Raw genomic sequence first — 19,132 nt, 5'->3', positions numbered from 1 at the left:
GCGCGGCGGAAAGGTCCGGGCGAGCCCGTCTGGTTCACTCCAGCCTGCGTGTGACCAGCCGTATATATGCATTCGAATGCGGATGAAAAGCCCGGATGTGGGGGTACAGGCATGCGAAAACGGCCCGGTCGGCGGCATTTCCCGCCCGTTCCGCATGGTAACCGATTGCTTACCACGTCACCAAAAAATCATCACTTGCCCCCAGATCACCGCATTTCGTGACGGGCGTCGCCACATTCGATCGCCATATGTTCCGTGTTGGGGGCCGGGCAGCGGCTGGGCAATTGCCCGCCTGTCTGAATAATCCATCGTGTAACTCGGAGTAATCAAATGAAGCGTCTCGCTGCAGCCGGTTTGACGATCGCCGCCGCCGTCGCGGCGAGTGCTCCGGCACTCGCGGCCGACCTTCCGCAGCCTGCCGAACCCTATACCTACAACGAGCCCGTTCCCGCGGAGCGGTTCGACTGGTCCGGGTTCTATTTCGGTGGGCATCTCGGGTGGAACTGGTCCGACTTTCAAACCAACAACGCCGTCACCGGTCGCTTCAACACCCGCGACAACGGCGTCACGGGCGGCGTCCACGCCGGCTACAACTACATGCTGACGCCGGAGTTCCTGCTCGGCGCCGAGGCTGACTTCAGCCTCAGCGACATCGAGAAGTCGCGCACGGTCGCCGGCGTCAACTACAAGACGTCGAGCGACTGGAACGGCACGCTGCGTGCCCGTGCCGGCTGGGCCTTCGACCGTTTCCTGGTCTTCGGTACCGGCGGTATGGCGATCGCCGACATCGATGCGGCCGCGAACGGTGTCTCCAAGGATTCCGTACGGGTCGGCTGGACGGCCGGTGCGGGTATCGAGGGCGCCGTGACGCAGAACATCACGGCTCGCGTCGAATACCAGTACCAGAACTACGGCAGCGACAAGTTCGCTATCGGTGGTCAGACCTACAAGACGGATCTCGACAACAACCAGGTCCGTTTCGGCATGAGCTACAAGTTCTGATCCTGACGGATTGCAACCTGCAAGGAGGGAGCCCGGCAACGGGCTCCCTCCTTGCGTTTCCAGGCCACGCACTGTGCCCTCGGCCGCCGACCTTGCCAGCGTCCGCTCTGCTGCCTTAGCCTTTCGAGGCGTTATCTCCATCGAAAGGCCTGCCGTGTCCCTCGCCGAAACTTCTTCCCCCCGTTCGCCGATTGCCGGCCTGCCCATGTATGACTGGCCTGAAGTGCGCGAGGCGACCGACGCGCTGTGGGCGCGGCTTCGCGCCGCGCTCGAGGCACGCGGGTTCGCGGCACCGGCAGAGCTGGCGCGCGAGCGTGACCTTTTCGACCTGTGGCGCGATCCGGGTCTGCTGGTCGGCCAGACCTGCGGGTTGCCGCTTGTCCGCCACCTTGCCGATACGGTCTGCGTGCTGGGCGCGCCCGATCACGGGGTCGCGGGATGCCCGCCGGGCCACTATTGCAGCGTCGTCGTCGTCGCACGGGAGAGCCGCGCGGAAAGCCTCGACGACCTGCGCGGCACGCGGCTTGCCTTCAACCACCCGGGGTCGCAGTCGGGTGAAGGCGCCTTGCGCCATCTGCTGGCGCCGCGCGCGGGCGGGCGGGCCTGGTTTTCGCAAGTCATCGAGACGGGCTCGCACCGTGCGGCACTGGCGGCGGTCGCGAGCGGGGAGGCGGAGGTGGCGACGCTCGACGCCGTCAGCTTCGGCCTGGCGCAAGCTCACGATCCGGCGACCGGCGGCGTGCGCGTCCTGCTGCGGACACCACCGACGCCGGGCCTGCCGCTGATCACGGCGCGCGGCAATGCCGCCCGGGTGAAGCTTCTGCGCGAAGCCGTCTCCGAGGCGATAGCGGCCGCCCCGCGCGATGTGCGCGAGGCGCTCTTCCTGAAAGGCTTCGTGCCGATGGAGGCTGCCGACTACGCGGTCATCGCCGAGCGCGATACGGCCGCCTCGCGGCTCGGATATCCGGCCCTTGCCTGACCGGTCAGCGCAAGCGTCCCGACTCAGCCCGTGAAACGGGTCTCGGCGAAGGCGGGAACCGCCGCCTCGAAGGCCTCGAGCCAGGCGACCAGCTTCGGATGCCCGGCCCGCCAGGTGCCGTCGAAGCGCAGGTCGAGATAGCCGAGCGCACAGGCAAGGCCGATCTGTCCGGCATCGGGCAGGCTTCCGGCTGCTGCCGGCGGTTCGGCCTCCAGGCTCGCGAGCGCGCGGGCCACCTTCTCGCCCTGATAGGCCAGCCAGTCCGCATGGCGCCTGTCCTCGGGGCGGAACCGGACCTCGTAGACCTGCAAGATGGCGGCGTCCATGATGCCGTCGGCAAGGGCGGCGAGCCGCAGCACGTCGAAGCGGGCCTCGCCTGCGGGGATGATCTTGCCGCCTCCGGCGAGGTGATCGAGATATTCGACCACGACCCGGCTGTCGAACAGCACCCTGCCGTCGTCCAGTACCAGTGCGGGGATCTTGCCGAGCGGGTTCTGTGCGCGAATCGTGTCGGCCGGATTCATCGTGTCTGTCGTTTCGACGACGATGCGATCCTTCAGGCCGAGAACGGCGGCGGCGATCTTGACCTTGCGGCCGAAAGGGGACGGGGGGGAAGAACGAAGGACGGGCACGTAAAGCCTCCCAAAGGTCTCAGGACGGAATGCACGGGGCGTGCGGTCTGGCGGGTGCCGGTCTCGCTCGCATGTCCGCATGACATGACTTGGCTGGCATGTCCTGCCTGGCATGGGGCGGCCGGTTTGGCGGGTCGATTTTTTTCGAACTGCAGAACACTGGTTAACGCGGTTTTGCGTTGTTTGTCCACGGCTTGAAAAACAGTCGAGGTTTCAGTGCGTTCTTGAAACGAATTGCGAACATGCCGGTAACATCTCGTTAAAGCGCGGTTCCTAGCGTGGCGATGCGGGTCGGCAGGCGGCTTTCGCGAGGATACCGGCAAAGGACATGGCATGCGGTTTTCGCTTCACTCTCCCTTCGGGGCGCTGTGCAAGGCGATCTGCCTGTCGGCTCTGGTCTATGTGATCTCGGGGCCGGCTTTCGCGCCCTGGCGTCCGGATGTCGTCGACGAGCCGATGTCGCGCTACCATGATGCGGTGAACGAGGTTTTCGCGGACCAGCGGCCGACGCTGGCGCTTGTCACCGAGCCGCTGCGCCTGTCGCCGCATTTCGCCCGCCAGCATATCGCGGGAATGCTGCGCAAGTGAACCTGGCGGCCGGTGCCGGCATGCGGCCTATCTGAGCGGGTAGACCTGCGTCCATCGACCCGGATTTCCGGCATTTCGGCAATCGGTCGGCCCCTCGAAACGCTCCAGAACAAAGGCATAGTCCTGCCAGCGCCACGTGGCGCGGTAGCCACAGACGCGGTCCGAGCGACCGACATGCTCCGCCGTCAGCAGGCTGCGGTCATGGTCGTAGGCAACGCCGGTCAGGAGGTCCGTGCCGACCCAGCCGAACCGCGGGTCGTGCAGGGCGAAGGCGAGGGTCTCGATGCCGCCGATTTCTCCCGAATCGCGCATGTACAGGCGGTAGGTGACCGCATTGCCCGAGACCGTGCAGGGAATGGCGTAGAGCGTCGCGGCGTTGCCGAGCACGCCGACAGGCACATTCGCGCCGGCGATCGAGGTGCTGTCGGTGCTCTCGCAGTCGCTCGTGCGAGCGTGCCGCTCCAGCACCGCGTAGGGGATGCCGAGCGCGGTGACGATCTCCCGGCGGCTCGGCCTTGCAAGGGCGGCGAGGGTGTCGGGCGCCGCCAGCCGGGCGGTGTCGATGCCCTCTGCCCTCTCGCCGAGCGCCTTGAGCCCGGCGCTCAGCCCGGAAAGCGAGAAGACCGCGTCATGGGCGTCGGCGACCGCATCGAGATAGGAGACACGCAGCCGTGCCCCGCCCTTGAGCGCGGTGAACAGGCGCTCGGCCGCCGCCGCGTCAGTGAGATAGAGATGCGCGATATCTCCGAAGGGGGCGAATTCCTCGGGGCGCAGCACATGCACCAGTGTCCCGTCCACCTCCCATTGCATTGCGCGGGCGTCGTCGGGACGGGCGCGGCCGGCGCTGAACGACAGCGACAGTGCCGTCTTGCCCGCGCGCAGCGCCAGCGTGTAGAGCGGCTGGCCGCTCTGCTCCTCGACCCCCGTCGTCGTCAGTTGGCACGGGTCGGGGGAGGTGCAGTCCAGCTGCCAGTCGCCAAAGGTTTCGGCATGCGCGCTGGATGTGGCAGGGCCGAATGCCTGAAGGCAAAAGGCCAGAAGGCCGGCGGCAAGCAGGGCCGGGATCCGGCGCGCCGCACCCTGGAGGAGGAGCCTGTCAGCGTCCGGGAGCGGGAACATGGATCTGCCCTTGTCTGCAGCCCCTTCGGTCGACGGACCGGCAGGAGCGGAATTCCAGATCGCGCGTCAGGCAGATGCGCACTTCGCTCAGCCGTCCCTGTTCGCACATGACGGCCATGGCATTGTCGCGCAGGCCCGGATTGGCGAGGCGGAAAGCCGTCTCGACGGCGTCGGGCGCCACCCGTCCGCCGCTTTCGGTGGTGGCGAAGGCAGCCGGGATGCGGATCTTCGAAAAAGCGCGGCGGGCAAGGGCGAAATAGGCGTCCGGGGCAAGCCCGCTGCAACTGCCATGCTTGCGCCATTGATGCCGGACGAGGCCCCGGCTCGGCATGATGTCGAGTGTCTTCTCGATCGTCCTATAGTCGGGATCGCGCGGTCCCGAGGCCTCGCAGAAGTCCGGGTAGCCGTTCTCGTATTGAGGCCACAGGCCATGGACGATGAAGCGGAAGGGCTTGGCGGCGCGGCACTGGGTCGGGTCGGCATTGCGTCCGGCGCGGGCGCAATAGGAGGGCGACCAGGAGAGCGATAGCACGTAATAGTCGAAGGTGCCGGGGCGTTCGGCGCGCGCGTCAACGGCAAGGGCAACCAGCAGCACGGCGGCGACAAGGCCGGCGGCAAGCCGTCCCGCGAATGCCCATAGCCTTGGCATCAATGCTCTCGTCAATAGGAGCGCGCGGTGCGGCAGCGCGCGTCATAGACCCGCCATGGGTCGATGCCGGCGACGCAAGCCTCAAGACCCCAGGACAGGCCGACAAAACTGCTGTGCTCGGTGATGGCATAATAGACGCGGCGCTGGCGGCCGTCGCTCATCATCGCCCGCGCCTCGCAGAAGCGGCGGGCATAGGGGCTCGGCCGGTCGACGCTGTAGCCCGTCTCGACGATGCGGTGCATCTCGCGGATGGTGATGCCGCCCGAATAGACGGCGTCGGCCCGCGCCACATGGCCGATGACCGCGCGCTGAACCGCCGCTTCCTCGCAGGCGGGGATGCGCGGTTCGCCGTTCCAGGAGAAATAGGGGCGATCCTGCGCCTGTGCGGAAATGCAGAAGCCGGCGAAGGCCGCAGCGCAGGTGATGGCGCGCAGGGCGCGGCGGTGAAGGGCAGGCATGCGGGCGACTCCTCAGCCGGTGCGGACAGGGGGACGATGCGGCAGCGCGCCGTCACGGTCAAGCCTTGGCGCGGGGATCGCCGTCACGCGGTTTCGCCGGTCAGGTCGAACACCCGCCACTCGGCGCCGCGCCCCTGCTGCAGGACCGTTGTCAGCCAGGGAAGGATGGTTTCCAACTCGCCCTTCAGCGTCCACGGCGCGTTGATCATGATCAGTCCGCTGCCCATCATCGGCTTGTCGGCAGTGGCCCGGCCCGCAAAATGCTCGGCGACCATGATGCGGGTGATACCGGACACCGACATGGCGTCGTAGAAGCGCTTGACCAGCTTGCGGTCCTTGATCGGGTACCAGGCCATGTAGACGCCGGTGCCAAAGCGGCGCCACGCCTTGTAGAGGCCGGAGGCGAGTTGCTCGAACTCGTCGGTCTCCTCGAAGGCCGGGTCGACGACGATCAGGCCGCGCTTTTCCTTCGGCGGGACGAAGCCGCGCAACGCGTTCCAGCCGTCAAGCTCGATTGCCTTGGTCTGATAGTCGCCGTCGAAGAGCTCGGCGAGCTTCACCGCGTCGAGCGGATGCATCTCGGTTACCGTGAGCCGGTCCTGCTCGCGCATCAGCTTGCGCGCGAGCAGTGGCGAGCCGGGGTAGCGCTCGAGCTTGCGGGCGCCCTCGTTGACGCTTGCCACAACGTCGAGCCACGGCGCCAGCAGCGCCTCGACCTGGGGCGGACGCTGCGCGTCGAGCACCCGGGCAATGCCCTGCCGCCATTCGCCGGTGCGCTGGGCCTCGCCCTTGGTGAGGTCGTAGAGGCCAAGACCCCCATGGGTGTCGATCACCCGGAAGGCGGAGGGTTTTTCCTTGAGATAGGTGAGGATGCGCGCGAGCGTCGCATGCTTGAGGACATCGCCGATGTTGCCGGCGTGAAAGGCGTGGCGGTAGTTCACCGGTTTGCGCTCCCCGTTGCGGTGGCCGCGAGCGACCGGGACAGATAGACGACGGCCTTGTCGCCGAGATCCTGCGTGCCGATTTCGGCAAAGCCGAGCCTTTGGTGGAAGCGCAGCGAGCCGGGGTTAGGCGGCCTGGTGTTGACCTCGCAGGCCAGCGGCGCGGCGGCGCGTGCCGGCTCGGCGGCAAGCCGCGCGATCAGATCGCGATAGAACAACTGCCCGATCCCGGATCCGCGTGCCTCCGGCGCCAGCGCGATGCGGTCGACATAGGCGAAACGGCCGAGATTGTTCTTCAGCCATGCAAAATTGCGGCTGTCATAGTCGGCGCCCTGATCGAGGCAGACGAGCAGGCCGACAAGGTCCTCGTCGCGAACCGCGACCAGCGTGTGCACGCTCATCGCCGCGAGCGCGAGCAGTTCGGCCTCGCTCAGGCTGTTGACGGCGGGAAGACTGGCTTCATTGACGCGGCGGGCTGCCCCGACATCAGCGGGCAGGAAGGGACGGATATCGATCATCGTGGTTCGTGACGCGTTCCATGCCGCGCCGCTCTCGCTGGCCCCGGGGAAGGGCCTTGCCGGCGGCGGGAAAAAGGGAGGCGGCGGCTCCTTGCCGGAACCGCCGCCGCGATATGCTGGCCGTGATGCGCCCTGTCCGGCCGGCACATGGCCCGGCCGGAATGTTCGAACGGTGACCGCGGGGGCGTGCGCCGGGAGTTACTCCGGCTGCTCGCCGCCTTCCTCGATCTTCAGCTCGACGGCCTTGGGGCCCTTGCCATGCCGGTCCGGCTCGGTCTCGAAGGAGACGCGCTGGTCGCTTTCCAGACTGGTCAGGCCGGATCGCTCGACTGCCGAGATATGGACGAAAACGTCGGCATCGCCATTGTCCGGCATGATGAAGCCGAAGCCCTTGTCGGCCTTGAAGAACTTCACCGTGCCAAGCTGCCGCGGGCCACGCTCGGCCGGCGGGCCGCTGCGCCGGGGGCCGCGATCGGCGTCACCGCCACCACGGGGTGCTCCATAGCCGCCACCGCCTTCACGGGGACCGCCACCGCCATAGCCACCACCGCGCGGAGCGCCGTAGCCGCCGCCTTCACGCGGGGGGCCGCCATAACTGCCGCCGCCTTCACGCGAACCGCCGCCGCCATAGCCGCCGCCACGCGGAGCGCCGTAGCCGCCGCCTTCGCGCGGGGGACCGCCGTAACCGCCGCCGCGCGGGCCACCGCCCTCACGCCGGTTGTCCGGGCCGCGGTCGCCAAAGGAGCGCGAGGGACCGCGATCGCCGCCGCCGAAGCGGTCGCCGCCACCAAACTGGCTGTCCGGAGGAAACCCCGGCTCGCCGCCGTCCGGGCCGCCCCAGGCGGGTTCACCGAAATTGTCGCGACGGCCACCGCGTTCCGGTTTGTTGCGCTTTCCGTGATCGGAACCAGCGCCGAATTCGTCCGCGTCCCCGCCATAGTCCTTCGAACCGCCGCGCCGTCTGCCTTGCCGACGGTTGTCCGAACGCCAGTCATCCATGTCCAAATCACCTTGTATGAGCCTGCTGGTCCGCCGGGCTCGCCGATCACACTCTTCTGACGCACAGGGACCTTTGTGCTCTTGCCCTGCGCCGTCAGGCTTCAACCGCGGTTGTCACCCGCACGCGATTGCACGCCACCCTTGGCGGAGAGGCGCGCAATTCGTGTCGCATGACAGTTTCCGATGACCTGCCTGTCGCCTGACCTGCCTGTCGCCGAACCACCCGAACTCACGCTCTTCGGCAACCATGCACCGCTCCAGCCCTGCCAACCGCGGTGATATCATACGGTCTGAGGGGGCTTTCGGGCAAGGAAAACCCGGAGAAAGCGACACCCTGTCGTGTTTTTCGAAGCATTTTGGTGAAAGCGCCGATCCGTCCCTGTGCGAATTGACAGGAGCCTTGGCCGGGCGGGCGGCGGACGGTTGCCAGCGGCGCGTCCGCCGGGCTACGAGGGAAACGGAATTTTTGCCAGCCTTGCAACTTCCCCCGGGTGATCAGGCGCGTCTGCCGCCAGGGGGCGGGATGCGGCCGGCCGGCCACAGCAACAGGAGACGTCATGAGCGAGCCAGAAGGCATGGAGCCGCCGATCCAGATTGTCATCGTGCCGGTGACGGCGTTCCAGCAGAATTGCTCGATCGTCTTCGACAGGGTGACGAAGGCCGGGGCGGTGATCGATCCCGGCGGCGATGTGGAGCGTATCCTTGCCGCGCTGCGCGAGCATGAGGTCAAGGTCGAGAAAATCGTCCTGACGCACGGGCATATCGACCATGTGGGCGGTGCTGCCGATCTGGCGGAGGCGCTGGAGGTCCCGGTGATCGGACCGCACGAGGCGGATCGCGAGCTGATCGCCCGGGTGGAGGACCAGGCGCGCCAGTTCGGCGTCGACGGGGTGCGGGCGGTCGAGCCAGACCAGTGGCTCGCCGAAGGTGATGAACTGACCATGGCCGGTCGCAGCTTCCAGGTGCTGCATTGCCCCGGCCATGCACCGGGCCATCTGGTCTTCTTCGACAAGGAGCTGCGTTTCGCGATTTCCGGTGACGTGCTGTTTGCCGGATCCGTCGGGCGGACCGATCTTCCCGGCGGCAATCACGAGACGCTGATCGCCTCGATTCGCGACAAGATGCTGCCGCTGGGCGACGATGTCACCTTCCTGCCCGGCCATGGTCCGGCCTCGACCATCGGCCATGAACGGCAGACCAATCCGTTCCTCAAATAGGCGCGGGGGGCAAACGGACGCTGCGTGACGCGCGTCACGGCTTCACGGCCAGTTGCGGCGTTAAGGTCCTTGCAGATGGCCGGAACGGTTCCAGCCTGAGGATAAGGACAAGACCCATGCGCAAGATGATGCGAATTGCCCTGGCTGCGGCGATGGCCGCCACGATGACCACCGGCGCCCTCGCGGTCGAGGACAACATGAGCCGTCAGATGCGGCTGGACCGGCTGAAGGAGCAGGACATGCGCGGCGGTCCCTATATCCGCGGCGGCCACGGCCCGACGCTGACCCGCTACAAGGTCTGCAACGTGATGCCGACGCCGGTGCGCGACCCCTATACCGGCGCCAAGGTCTATGTGATGAAGGAAGTCTGCTGGATGGAATGACGTCCGGTGCGTCGCGACACGCGGCACCTTCCCGAGCGGATGGTGGCGGGCGAACCGCCACCACCGGTCACAGCAGGCTCTTGATGACCTCGAGCTTGTCGTTCACCAGCCAGCCGTAATAGTTCTCCGCCGGCCATGTCTGGGCGCCCGCCGCCCTCCGCCGGCGAAAGTCCGAGGCCCGCGCCCAGGGATCTCCCAGGTTGTAGAGCGTGGCCGTCAGGCCCGGGTTCTTCGAGATGTCGACCCGCCCCACCGACTTGTAGGCATCGATGGCGTCGCGCAGGATCGCGGCCATGTAGTGCAGCGACTTTCCCGGATCCATCGCCGCGCGGTAGATTTCCTGCTCGTTCCTGGCGGACAGTTTCGAAAAGCCGCTCGTGCGGGCCACCTTGTCGCTCATCATCAGCACCGTCAGCGGCGACAACTGGCCAAGCCCGAAGCTCTGGCCGGCGAAAAGCGGCTGGAAGAAGGCTTCGTTGAAGGTCTTGTCGGGAAACCGGTCTCCGTCGATCCGCTTGCCGCGGAACGAGGCGTTCCAGACCCGCTGGTAGCAGTTCCACAGCGTGTTGGTGTCCTGGCGGCCGTTGTTGCAGCGGCTGAATTGCGGTCGCTTGACGAAATCCTCGACATGCTCGCCGCCAAGCGAGAACTCCATGCGCACGCCTGCATAGCTCAGCGCCTTCACATAGTAGGACTGGGCGCTGTCGAGACTGTCGTAGTTGTAGGTGTGCTCGCCGATGATCGCGCCGAGCATGTGGACCGGATCGATGCCATAGAGGCCGGCGACGCGCTTGATGTCGCGGATCAGGCGTGAATCCCGGCGCAGCACGCCGATGATCCGGTCGAATTTCGCGTCATAGGCGGAGTTGCTTGCCGCCGTGCGACGGGCGGATGCGAAGGGGATGCGCGGCTGTCGGGCGTTACGGTTGCCGGAGGGGACGGTGCTTGCCGCCGCCGCGCCGCTCACGAACGAGGGGATCCCGGCAAGCGGGGCGATGTCCAGGGGGAGGGCCAGCAGGAGCGTTGCCGCGAGTGCGCGCAAAGCCGCGCGCGCGCGCCGCGCAAAAATCGTTGGTCGTGTCATTACCGCATCTAGCCGCCGCTCGTCCGCCTCGTCCCTTGCATATACCGGGGGGCGGTGCGTTGGGAAGGACGGCCGGCCCACAGGCTGAACAAATCTTTGCGCGTTGCGTCCGTCTCCGCGCCAATGGGCGGGGTCGGCGGCGCATGTGGAGGGGCGGGTGCGGGAAAGCCTGGAACGAATGGATTTCATGCGGGAAAGGTCGCTTGTCTTGTCGGGTGCGGGGGCTGAGCGAAACGGTGTCGGCCGGCGGTTCATCGGGTCTGTACCGAGGTGCCGGCTTCGGAAGGGGCGGGAGGGTCCGGCGGGTCGGCGGCGGTGGCGGCCGGCCCCATCAACAGGTGCACCGAGCGCGGGACGGCGAGTTCCCTGAGGAAACCGTCATGCCGGCGAAGGCCGCAGAGCTCGCGCTGGATAATGCTGTGCCAGAGAGCCTCGCCGGCCTCCGCGTGGCGCCGTCGCCAGCGCGCGCGCAGCGCCTCGACCTCGTCCGGGGAGGCGGCATGGAAGCGTTCGCCGCAGCGACGCAGCAACGCCAGCGCGCTTTCCAGCACCTTGTTCAGCCGGACGAGGGTGGCGATCTTCTCGGCCGCCTCCTCCTGCCGCAGCGCTTCGCCGAGCGGATCGTCGCTGCGGGGGCGGAAAATCTCTGGCGAGCGGAGCGACATGGCGGGCCTCGCGCTCACGCGCGCACCGGCGGGTGCTGGACACCGCCGGTAATCGGCCGGGCGACGCCGGTGCTGGTGGGAAAGCTGATCGGCAGGCCGCGCAGGGTGCGCATGGCCAGCAGCGCGAAGCATTCGGCCTCGATCGCATCGCCGCGCCAGCCGAGGTCCTCTGCAAGCAGGACCTCGATCCCGGCGCGTGCCGCTATTTCCTGCCGCATCACCGGATTGTGGCGCCCGCCGCCGCACAGGACGAGGCGGGCGGGGCGCTGCGGCAGGACATTGAGCGCGCGGCCGACGGCGCCGGCTGTGAAGGCGGTCAGGGTTGCGGCACCGTCCTCGGCTGTAAGCCCATCGGCCATGGCGGAGGTGAAATCGTTGCGGTCGAGCGACCTGGGATAGGGCGCGGACAGATACGGGTGGTCGAGCAAACGCGCCAGGCGGTCCTCGTCGACCTTGCCCGTTGCGGCGATGCGGCCGTCGCGGTCAATCTCGCCGAGCCCGTGCCGGCCGATCCAGTCATTGAGCGGCGCATTGGCTGGTCCCGTGTCGAAGGCATGGGGAAGGCCCCTGTCGTCCACCCATGTGACGTTGGCGACCCCACCGAGATTGAGAACGGCGGTCTCCGGTCCCGCTTCCGCCCGGCGGAGCAGCGCGGCGTGGTAGATCGCCGAAAGCGGCGCGCCCTGTCCGCCGGCCTCCATGTCGGCGCTGCGGAAGTCGTTGACGACCGCGATGCCCAGCCGGCTTGCCATGGCACCGCCGTCGCCAAGCTGGCGGGTACGGCCCTTGCGCCCTTGCGACGGCGCCCGGTGCAGCACCGTCTGGCCGTGGAACCCGATGGCTGCAACTTCGTGGCGGGGCAGGCCGATCTCCTCCAGGAAATTCGCGACGGCCTCGGACTGCGCCTGGGTGACGCGGGCCTCGGCCCTGGCGAAGATCGCGGGCTCGTCGCCCTCGAACGCCCAGTCGGCCGCCGTCGCCAGCGTCTCGACGAGAAGTGGGCGCAGGTCTTGCGGATAGGGGGCGAGCGTCCAGGCTCCGAACTCGGCGATTTCCTCGCCGTCGGTTCGCAGCAGGGCGATGTCGATATTGCCGTCGAGGACGGTGCCGGTCATCAGGCCAATGGCCCAGGCGGGTGTCATCTGGGCGTGGTCTCCCCGGGGTTCATGGATAGCGCCGCGATGCGGCTACGCACTAGGGTCAGGACCCGTTAAATTGGCGGACATGGTCGGAGCGAATTTGTGCGGATGCGAGAAGCAAGACCGCAGGAAGGCTGAAGCCTTTCAAGGTCTTGCGACGCTGACGCCCGTGCAAATTCGCCCGATCCGAAGGACGTCCGATCTGACGGCGATCAGCGGCGCCAAAGCTCTCGACCGGGGTGTCAACCCCGCTCTTCGAGCTTCTCCTGGCATCTCTCGTCATATCGAACGCCATTCTAATGAGTCCTGACCCTAGCATTGGTGGCTGTAGGTGAAGATCAGCGTGTCGGTCGTGACCGCATCGGTGGGGTGGCACTGCCGGTTGATGTTGCGGGTGCCGGACACCGTCACCTGAAGCTGGTCGGGGCGCACCGGGCCGGCCACTGAATAGACTTGCGGTTGGCCGGGGCAGTGTCGGGAGAAGACCCGCGCCGTTCCCTCGTACCAGTTGCCGCGCTTGACGCCTTCGAACAGCACGGTGCCGGGTGTGACGCCGGCCCTGCGCAATTGCGGGCGGGGATTGTCGTAGGAGAACCAGCGGCGATCGCCCGTTGCCTGCAGGCGCATCACCGACCCGTTGTGCATCCAGCAGCTTTCGGCGGCGGCCGGCGCCGGTATCGCGGCGAGCGTGCCGAGCATCAACGCGCCGGCGGCAAGCGGGCGAAGGGCCGTGCCCGTCAACCTGCTGATGGCAATGGTCTTGTGGTTTCCCATGTGATCGTCTCCCCCGGACCTCGACACTGTAGCACGACATTGCCGTGCCCGGGCGGTGCGGGCAGTGACGCGCGTCACGTTCCGCGCGCTCGTCAGTCCGCACCGAGGTCGAAGCGGCTGCGGCACTGGCCGTAGCGGTCGTTCAGCGCGGCGCTGAGTTCGGCATCGTCCGGACGCTCCAGCAGGTCCTGCCAGATGCCGTCCGAGCGTAGCGAGCGCAAGGTGCAGGCGCAGGCCGCCTCGCATCCGGAGGCTTCGCCCGACAAGCTGCAGGTGGCGGTGCACTGCTCCACAAAGGCGGTGCTGGTGCGGTCCGGGGTCAGGCCGGCGGTTACCGCCAGCCAGACCGCGCCGAACAGGAGCGGCTGGTGCGCGAGATAGACCAGCAGCGAATGGCGACCGGCAAGGGCCAGCGTCCGGCTTGTCCTCCCCTTCGTCCGCCATTGGCGCAACCTTGCGGGAACGCCGCGCGCGATCGCGATCCTGCCCGCGATGATGCCGGCAAGGATCGCGGCCAGCCAGGGAAACAGCGGCACGTAGTCGACCGACAAGGGTGGCCGCGCGACAAGCCCGGTCCAGGCGAGCCAGCCGTCGCCGGCAAAGTCGAGCGAAACGAGGAGCGGCAGCGCGGCGGCAAGCGCTGCGGCGAGCGCGGTGGCAACCACCGGCAGGCGCACGAAGGGTAGCGCTGCCAGCGAGCCGGCGGCGATGGCGTGCAGGATGCCGAAGCGGACATATTGCTCGCCAAGCGCGAAATAGGTGGCAAGGCTGATGGCGGCCGCGGCGAGCGCGATGCGTGCCGCGCGGCGCAGGGCGGGACTGATGCGCAGGCCGTCGTGATGGGCCAGCGCCAGGCCGATGCCGACGAGAAACAGGAAGCTGCCGGCGATGGCGATTGCGAAACCCCGCCAGGCGGGGTGGGAATCGACCGGCCAGTCGACCACGCCGAACCATTTCATGTCCCAGGACAGGTGGTAGACGGCCATGGTCGCCAGCGCGATGCCGCGCGCGACGTCGAGGGCGTCGATCCGCCCCCGCGGCTGCTGCGCATCCGCTTCGCTTGTCATCGCCATGCCGCAGACACTCCGTTGTCGGCTGGTTTCCGGTCAGACCCGGTTGGGGCGCAGGCGCCACCGGTTCCACGAGATCATCGGCACGAGTTGCACCGCGATGATTGCGAGGAAGATCAGCAGGCAGCCGGCCAGGCCGGCGGCGTCAAGCCTTTCGCCCAGGAGCAGCGCCCCGAACAGGGCCGCGAACAAGGCCTCGGACGACAGCAGGATGGCGGCATCGGCGGCCCGCGTCCAGCGCTGCCCGATGGCCTGCAGCGTGAAGGCGAGGCCGCCGGAGATCAGGCTTGTGTAGAAGAGCTCGGGAGCAGCCGCCCACAAAGCCGAGAGCGTGACCGGTTCAAGCAGCAGGCCGGGCACCAACGCGGCGGTGCCGACCACGACGAACTGCCAGCAGGACAACGCCAGAGGGCGGCCGCTTGTGGCCGCAAGCCCGCCGATAAGGCCGACATGAAGCGCCCAGAAGAGCGCGCACACGATCATCAGCAGATCGCCGGTCCCAAGCGCTTTCAGATCGCCGCCGCTGAGCAGCCAGATGCCTGCGAGCGTCACCAGCGAGGCGGGCCAGGCGACGGCATGCGGCCTTTCGCGAAACACCACGAGCGCGAGTAGCGGCGTCAGCACCACATAGATGCCGGTCAGGAAACCGGCATTGGTCACCGTGGTGGTCAGCAGGCCAACCTGCTGCAGGGTGATTGCCGCAAAGAAGACGAGGCCGAGGCCGGTGAAGCGCAGGACCATGCCGGCGGTCAGCGGATTTTCAGGGTTCCTGCGGCCCTCCGCGAGGGCGAAAGGCAGGACGGCGGCGGCGGCGATCAGGAAGCGGATGCCTGTGAAGGTCAGCGGTCCCAGGTGCGCCATCGCCGTCGCTTGCGCAACGAAGGCGGACCCCCAGAAGAGGGCGGCGAGAAGCAGCAGCGTGTTGGCGAGAAGGCGGCTCATGGGCACCCGCTATCCGAAACCGGGGGTGCCTGCAAGCAGCGGCGTCAGCCGTTCGGGAAAGCGAAGCAGAAAACGAGGGTGAGGACCAAGGCCGCGATGGTCACGCGCAGGGCGATGGGCCAGGGGGAGGTCTTCTGGACGGCAATCGTGTCGGACAGGCCAGCGGCCAGATCGTTCGTCGGTGCCTGGTTCGTGAAGCTCATGCGTCGTCTCCGCCAATCCCCTCGCGACCAGAGAATTCAAGCGGTATGGTTAACAAACTGTAAAGCGTCGCGTCGTCACCCTTCGCACTTATCCCAAGGAAAGTGACGCAGCGTCCTCAGCCTGTGGAAAAGAAGACGCGACTAGAGGTCGAGCGCTTCCAGCCCCGCCTCGAGGTGGTCGGCGAAAAGCGGCATGCCGATCAGGTAGTTGGCGGTGGAGCGCAAGGCCCGGTCGCGGGCCTCCTCTATGGCCTGGTCCAGTTCCTCGCCATCGTAGTCGCCACGTCCGATCCAGACCAGCGCGACCAGTTCCGCGGCCTCGTCGACATTGAGGTCCTCGATCAGCTCCAGCAGTTCCTCGGCGGAGAGGTCGTCCGATTCTTCCTCTGCCAGCCCGTCATGGGCATGGGTGTCCTCCAGGCTGTCATTGTCGAACTCGATCTCGTGATCGTTGCCGGTTTCGTAACCCCCGTCATTGGCAGCTGCTGCCGCCCGGGCCTTCTGGACAAACATCCGGATCGTCGCCGGAGAAAGTGTGAGGTCGACCGCCATCGTTCGAAACTCCGCCTCGCGGGGCCGGCTCCCTGATCCGCTTCTTGTTTCCGCCGGCATGCCTGACATCACGACAGTGGCGCCTCCCCGAGCCGGCCGCGTTGATGCAACGCAAGGAAGACATCCGGGCGCGGGATCACGGAAACCACCGTCTCGCGAGCCTACGCTCGGACCGATGCGAATGCCAGTGGGGGAGGAAAGCGGAAGGGGACGGCGAGGCGCACTCGAAAAGTGGACCGGCCCGGCGCTTGCGAGCCGACAAGACCGGTCAGCGCTGATCGGCGGACATTGCCTGCGGGCCGAGATCGCGGATCGTTTCGGTGAGCGGGCCGCCGAACATGGTCAGCGAGCCTGCGAAAAGCAGGCCGACGGCGACGGCGACGGCCAGGAACATGGCCGCGCGCTCGTCTTCCGCGCGCCGCGAGGCGCCGAGCGTGTCGAACGTGCCGCGACGCATCACATCTGCCTCCCGGTGGTGTCGCGCTGGCGCAGGCTGGCGCGCAGGCTCTGCGTCATGCGGCTGCCCAGCAGGGTCAGGACGATCAGCATCGAGCCGAAGGCAACGGCCAGCAGGCCGATGGTCCATTCGTCGGCGGCGGTCGTGTTGGCGGCGCGGGCGCTCGAGGCGATCAGCACGGCGGGGACCGAGCCGATGGCGGCGATCGCCACCGCGCGGACGGACTTGCCGAAACGCGAACGGCGTGTGGAGCTTGTGGAACGCATGACTGGTACTCCGGGGGCTTCGTGCAATTTCGATGCTGTGAAGATGACCGTCGATATGGGCTGCCTGAGGCCGCCAATCGGGCACTTCCTGTGTCATTTCGCGGCGGAAGCAAGGCAGGAGCCTGCGCAATTATGAATGCGGAGCATGCGAATTTCTGTGACCGCTTTTACTGAATCGCAGGAGCTTTGCGCGAAGGTTGGGACAACGCAGCATTTGGGCTGACCGCCAGGGGCGATCCCGGGCGTCTGGCGAGAACCGGAAAACGAAAAATGGACGCAATGGAGAAGGCTGAGCGGCACCCGGTGCCGGCGGATACGGAAACGGTCAGCCAGCCCGTTGCCAGTGACGGCGGCACGCCGGCGATGTCGGTGGCGGGCCTGTCCTTCTTCATGGTCGACATCCAGGCGAAGCGGGTCGTGTGGCTGGAGCCGCGGTCGCTTGATTTCGAGCACCGCTCGGGCCTCAACGACGCGTCGCTGTCGACGGCGATGCGCCACATGGCGCAGAACGACCAGAAGCAGATCCTCAGCCTGATCCAGCTCGCCGTGAAGAACGGCGCGGCCGGTCCGGTCGAACTCGGCGGCGACGACCTTGGCGCCGGGCTGTCGCTGGTGGCAATGCGCTACCAGGCCGAGGGCGGGCGCACCTTCGTCGTCGCCGTCTCGGGCTCGGAGGTCGAGGACGAGGCCAACGGCACGGCGGTGCGCGGGGTCGCGCCGCTGATCCGTCATCTCGTCGAGGACAGCGAGAAGGCGGTGCTTGTTTGTGATAGTTTCGGCTATCTGCGCTACGCCAATGACGCGCTCTACAAGCTGTTCAACATTTCCGATCCCTCGCTGTGCATCGGGCGCAACATCGCCCACATTCCCAACCGCGTCGGCAAGACCCTGACTTCGGTCGTCCTGACGACGCTGGCGCGGCGCGCGCCGATGGACGGCAGCAAGCGCTTCTTCCTGGCGAGCGGCGATTCGATGACACTGGATTTCGACCTGATCCCGTTCCGGGTCTCGGCCGGGCTTGGCGGCGTCGTCTTCTCCGCTTCCAAGGTCAAGGAGAGCGGCATCGACTTCCAGCAGATCTTCAACTGCGTGCATGCGCCGATGCTGGTGGTCGACATCAAGACGCGAATGCTGATCTCCGCCAATCATGCGGCGCGCAAGACCTTCGCGGTGACCGAGCAGCTGATGGAATCGGCGCCGATCACCGAGACCATGCTGCATCCCAAGACGTTCCTCAGTCTGATCGAGCATGCCCGCAAAGGCGGCAACACGCCGCTGCAGGCGACGGTCAGCGGCTTCGACGGCGTGTCGCGCAGCAAGCGCATGCGCGCGACGGTTATTGACGCGGGCACCACCCATTACCTGCTGATCGAGAGCAAGCACTAGGGTCAGGACAGCTCCGGGGGGCGAGGGCGCGCGGGACCTCCCACGCGGCGCGTTGCCGAACCCGGCACATTTTCGCAAACCCCGCATTTCCCATCGTGATCGTCGAGACAGGTCGGCGAGTGGCCCGAGAACCGGAGCCGCTCGCCGGCCTGTTGTCGTTTGCCGCTGACATGCGTGACTGCCGAAGGGGCCCATTTGCGGGCCGCGGGGAGAGGCGCGACATGGAGGATCAGGCGCCGGGCCTGCGCACCAGGGGCAAGGGATGCAATTTTTTCCGCAATCCGCGTCAAAAACAAAGTTTCAGATGATTTTTTTCATTAGAAGCGAATGTTCGAAAATTCGTATTTTTTACAGTGCAACCAAAGGTATATTCTTGTTTTTGAAATGAAAATATTTCCAGGCAGATTTCCTGTTTCTGATAAAATAAATCGTTTAACACTTGTTAATCAAAAGCAAAGTTTACACAATTTTAGCGCGATAATCGGACTATTATCGTCTGTATGGCGTGAAGACAAGTTGTGCCAGAAGATTTCCGGAAGATAAATCCGGAGTAATACGATGTCGTGTCAGTGTCCTTGTTCAATTTTTCATTTTCGGGCTTGACTTGATATCCATGCGGCACGACCCGCAAGCTTCGCGCCCTTCCTTGAGGAAGGAGCCATTGCATGCGCAAGTTGATCGACCGCTTCCTGCGGGAAAAATCCGGCGCCTCGGCTGTTGAATTCGCCCTCGTGTTGCCGGTCTTCGTGCTGGTGATGCTCGGGATCATCGCCTACGGCATTTATTTCGGTGCGACGCACAGTGTTCAGCAGCTCGCTGCGGATGCGGCCCGGGCCTCCATCGCTGGTCTTTCGGATCCCGAGAGGGTCCAGATCGCCAATCGCCACGTCACCGAGAATGCCCGGCAATATGCCCTTCTCGACGTGAGCCATGTGAGCGTCGAGGCGGGGCCTGTCGCCACCGACGCCACCCAGTTCCGCGTTGCCGTCTTCTATGACGCCAGCAGCCTGCCGATCTGGGCGATCGGCCCCATCCTTCCCTTGCCGAGCCAGACGATCGCGCGCGCCGCCGTCGTCAAGCGCGGCGGCTATTGAGGCGAGGAGGACACG

General features: G+C 66.5%; 24 protein-coding genes. 7 read left to right on the top strand and 17 right to left on the bottom strand.

All coding sequences use genetic code 11. From position 1 onward, the window contains the following. Positions 1–330 precede the first annotated feature (330 nt). Positions 331–1,002 carry an outer membrane protein gene (locus tag RBB46_RS12475; RefSeq protein ID WP_306029321.1) on the top strand — a complete coding sequence of 224 codons (672 nt, stop codon included), beginning with the start codon at positions 331–333 and terminating at the stop codon, positions 1,000–1,002. A gap of 154 nt (positions 1,003–1,156) precedes the next feature. After that, on the top strand, positions 1,157–1,981 hold the full coding sequence (locus tag RBB46_RS12470; RefSeq protein WP_306029320.1) for a phosphate/phosphite/phosphonate ABC transporter substrate-binding protein: 825 nt from the start codon (positions 1,157–1,159) through the stop codon (positions 1,979–1,981). Positions 1,982–2,004: 23 nt separating this feature from the next. Here the strand turns inward: RBB46_RS12470 and RBB46_RS12465 are convergent, their stop codons facing one another. Then, a complete protein-coding gene (locus RBB46_RS12465) occupies positions 2,005–2,613 on the bottom strand; it encodes a glutathione S-transferase family protein (RefSeq protein ID WP_306029319.1) in 609 nt (202 codons plus the stop codon). A gap of 333 nt (positions 2,614–2,946) precedes the next feature. Here RBB46_RS12465 and RBB46_RS12460 point away from each other — a divergent pair, with 333 nt between their 5' ends. Further along, on the top strand, positions 2,947–3,201 hold the full coding sequence (locus tag RBB46_RS12460; protein WP_306029318.1) for a hypothetical protein: 255 nt from the start codon (positions 2,947–2,949) through the stop codon (positions 3,199–3,201). Between the two features lie 27 nt (positions 3,202–3,228). Here RBB46_RS12460 and RBB46_RS12455 read toward each other — a convergent pair whose 3' ends face one another. From RBB46_RS12455 to RBB46_RS12430, 6 genes are all read right to left on the bottom strand, one after another. Further along, complete coding sequence (locus tag RBB46_RS12455) at positions 3,229–4,320, bottom strand: DUF1176 domain-containing protein (protein WP_306029317.1); 1,092 nt, start codon at positions 4,318–4,320, stop codon at positions 3,229–3,231. Then, positions 4,298–4,969 (bottom strand): ribonuclease T2, encoded by a 672-nt coding sequence (locus RBB46_RS12450; protein ID WP_306029316.1) that lies wholly within the window; start codon positions 4,967–4,969, stop codon positions 4,298–4,300. Before RBB46_RS12450 ends, RBB46_RS12455 begins: the two co-directional genes overlap by 23 nt. Positions 4,970–4,980: 11 nt before the next feature. Beyond that, positions 4,981–5,427 (bottom strand): cytoplasmic protein, encoded by a 447-nt coding sequence (locus tag RBB46_RS12445; protein WP_306029315.1) that lies wholly within the window; start codon positions 5,425–5,427, stop codon positions 4,981–4,983. 83 nt (positions 5,428–5,510) lie between these two features. Continuing rightward, positions 5,511–6,368 (bottom strand): 23S rRNA (adenine(2030)-N(6))-methyltransferase RlmJ, encoded by an 858-nt coding sequence (locus RBB46_RS12440; protein WP_306029314.1) that lies wholly within the window; start codon positions 6,366–6,368, stop codon positions 5,511–5,513. Further along, positions 6,365–6,886 (bottom strand): GNAT family N-acetyltransferase, encoded by a 522-nt coding sequence (locus RBB46_RS12435; protein WP_306029313.1) that lies wholly within the window; start codon positions 6,884–6,886, stop codon positions 6,365–6,367. The genes RBB46_RS12440 and RBB46_RS12435 overlap by 4 nt, the downstream gene beginning before the upstream one ends. Before the next feature lie 198 nt (positions 6,887–7,084). After that, positions 7,085–7,885: a cold-shock protein gene (locus tag RBB46_RS12430; protein WP_306029312.1), complete on the bottom strand. Its 801-nt coding sequence runs from the start codon at positions 7,883–7,885 to the stop codon at positions 7,085–7,087. A 557-nt stretch (positions 7,886–8,442) separates the two neighbouring features. On the opposite strand from RBB46_RS12430, the gene RBB46_RS12425 reads away from it, so the two are divergent. Next, positions 8,443–9,102, top strand: coding sequence for an MBL fold metallo-hydrolase (locus tag RBB46_RS12425; RefSeq protein WP_306029311.1), 660 nt, complete (start codon positions 8,443–8,445; stop codon positions 9,100–9,102). A 116-nt stretch (positions 9,103–9,218) separates the two neighbouring features. Beyond that, the gene (locus tag RBB46_RS12420) at positions 9,219–9,485 is read left to right on the top strand and encodes a hypothetical protein (RefSeq protein ID WP_306029310.1); all 267 of its coding nucleotides are present in this window, start codon (positions 9,219–9,221) and stop codon (positions 9,483–9,485) included. 67 nt (positions 9,486–9,552) lie between these two features. Here RBB46_RS12420 and RBB46_RS12415 read toward each other — a convergent pair whose 3' ends face one another. The 10 genes from RBB46_RS12415 to RBB46_RS12370 all read right to left on the bottom strand — a co-directional run bounded on the left by RBB46_RS12415 (position 9,553) and on the right by RBB46_RS12370 (position 16,637). Beyond that, positions 9,553–10,569 carry a DUF1402 family protein gene (locus tag RBB46_RS12415; protein ID WP_306029309.1) on the bottom strand — a complete coding sequence of 339 codons (1,017 nt, stop codon included), beginning with the start codon at positions 10,567–10,569 and terminating at the stop codon, positions 9,553–9,555. 251 nt (positions 10,570–10,820) lie between these two features. Continuing rightward, complete coding sequence (locus RBB46_RS12410; protein ID WP_306029308.1) at positions 10,821–11,252, bottom strand: DUF6665 family protein; 432 nt, start codon at positions 11,250–11,252, stop codon at positions 10,821–10,823. After that, on the bottom strand, positions 11,249–12,376 hold the full coding sequence (locus RBB46_RS12405) for an anhydro-N-acetylmuramic acid kinase (protein ID WP_306029307.1): 1,128 nt from the start codon (positions 12,374–12,376) through the stop codon (positions 11,249–11,251). Before RBB46_RS12405 ends, RBB46_RS12410 begins: the two co-directional genes overlap by 4 nt. A 309-nt stretch (positions 12,377–12,685) precedes the next feature. Continuing rightward, complete coding sequence (locus tag RBB46_RS12400; RefSeq protein ID WP_306029306.1) at positions 12,686–13,147, bottom strand: hypothetical protein; 462 nt, start codon at positions 13,145–13,147, stop codon at positions 12,686–12,688. 92 nt (positions 13,148–13,239) lie between these two features. Further along, positions 13,240–14,220 carry a heparan-alpha-glucosaminide N-acetyltransferase gene (locus tag RBB46_RS12395; protein WP_306029305.1) on the bottom strand — a complete coding sequence of 327 codons (981 nt, stop codon included), beginning with the start codon at positions 14,218–14,220 and terminating at the stop codon, positions 13,240–13,242. Between the two features lie 33 nt (positions 14,221–14,253). Further along, positions 14,254–15,159 (bottom strand): DMT family transporter, encoded by a 906-nt coding sequence (locus tag RBB46_RS12390; RefSeq protein ID WP_306029304.1) that lies wholly within the window; start codon positions 15,157–15,159, stop codon positions 14,254–14,256. A gap of 44 nt (positions 15,160–15,203) precedes the next feature. Then, positions 15,204–15,362: a hypothetical protein gene (locus tag RBB46_RS12385; RefSeq protein ID WP_306029303.1), complete on the bottom strand. Its 159-nt coding sequence runs from the start codon at positions 15,360–15,362 to the stop codon at positions 15,204–15,206. A gap of 141 nt (positions 15,363–15,503) precedes the next feature. Continuing rightward, positions 15,504–15,914 (bottom strand): DUF3775 domain-containing protein, encoded by a 411-nt coding sequence (locus RBB46_RS12380; RefSeq protein WP_306029302.1) that lies wholly within the window; start codon positions 15,912–15,914, stop codon positions 15,504–15,506. Between the two features lie 268 nt (positions 15,915–16,182). After that, the gene (locus RBB46_RS12375) at positions 16,183–16,371 is read right to left on the bottom strand and encodes a hypothetical protein (protein WP_306029301.1); all 189 of its coding nucleotides are present in this window, start codon (positions 16,369–16,371) and stop codon (positions 16,183–16,185) included. Next, the gene (locus tag RBB46_RS12370) at positions 16,371–16,637 is read right to left on the bottom strand and encodes a hypothetical protein (RefSeq protein ID WP_306029300.1); all 267 of its coding nucleotides are present in this window, start codon (positions 16,635–16,637) and stop codon (positions 16,371–16,373) included. Before RBB46_RS12370 ends, RBB46_RS12375 begins: the two co-directional genes overlap by 1 nt. Before the next feature lie 270 nt (positions 16,638–16,907). Between RBB46_RS12370 and RBB46_RS12365 the strand changes: the two genes are divergently transcribed. After that, on the top strand, positions 16,908–18,023 hold the full coding sequence (locus RBB46_RS12365; RefSeq protein WP_306029299.1) for a PAS domain-containing protein: 1,116 nt from the start codon (positions 16,908–16,910) through the stop codon (positions 18,021–18,023). 665 nt (positions 18,024–18,688) lie between these two features. Continuing rightward, positions 18,689–19,117, top strand: a complete 429-nt coding sequence (locus RBB46_RS12360) for a TadE/TadG family type IV pilus assembly protein (protein ID WP_306029298.1) — start codon at positions 18,689–18,691, stop codon at positions 19,115–19,117. Positions 19,118–19,132: the final 15 nt, after the last annotated feature.

Source organism: Stappia sp. MMSF_3263, assembly GCF_030733745.1.
Taxonomy (GTDB): Bacteria; Pseudomonadota; Alphaproteobacteria; order Rhizobiales; family Stappiaceae; genus Stappia.
The sequence above is the reverse complement of the archived record's forward strand: the minus strand, read 5'-3'. Positions and strand labels throughout refer to the sequence as shown.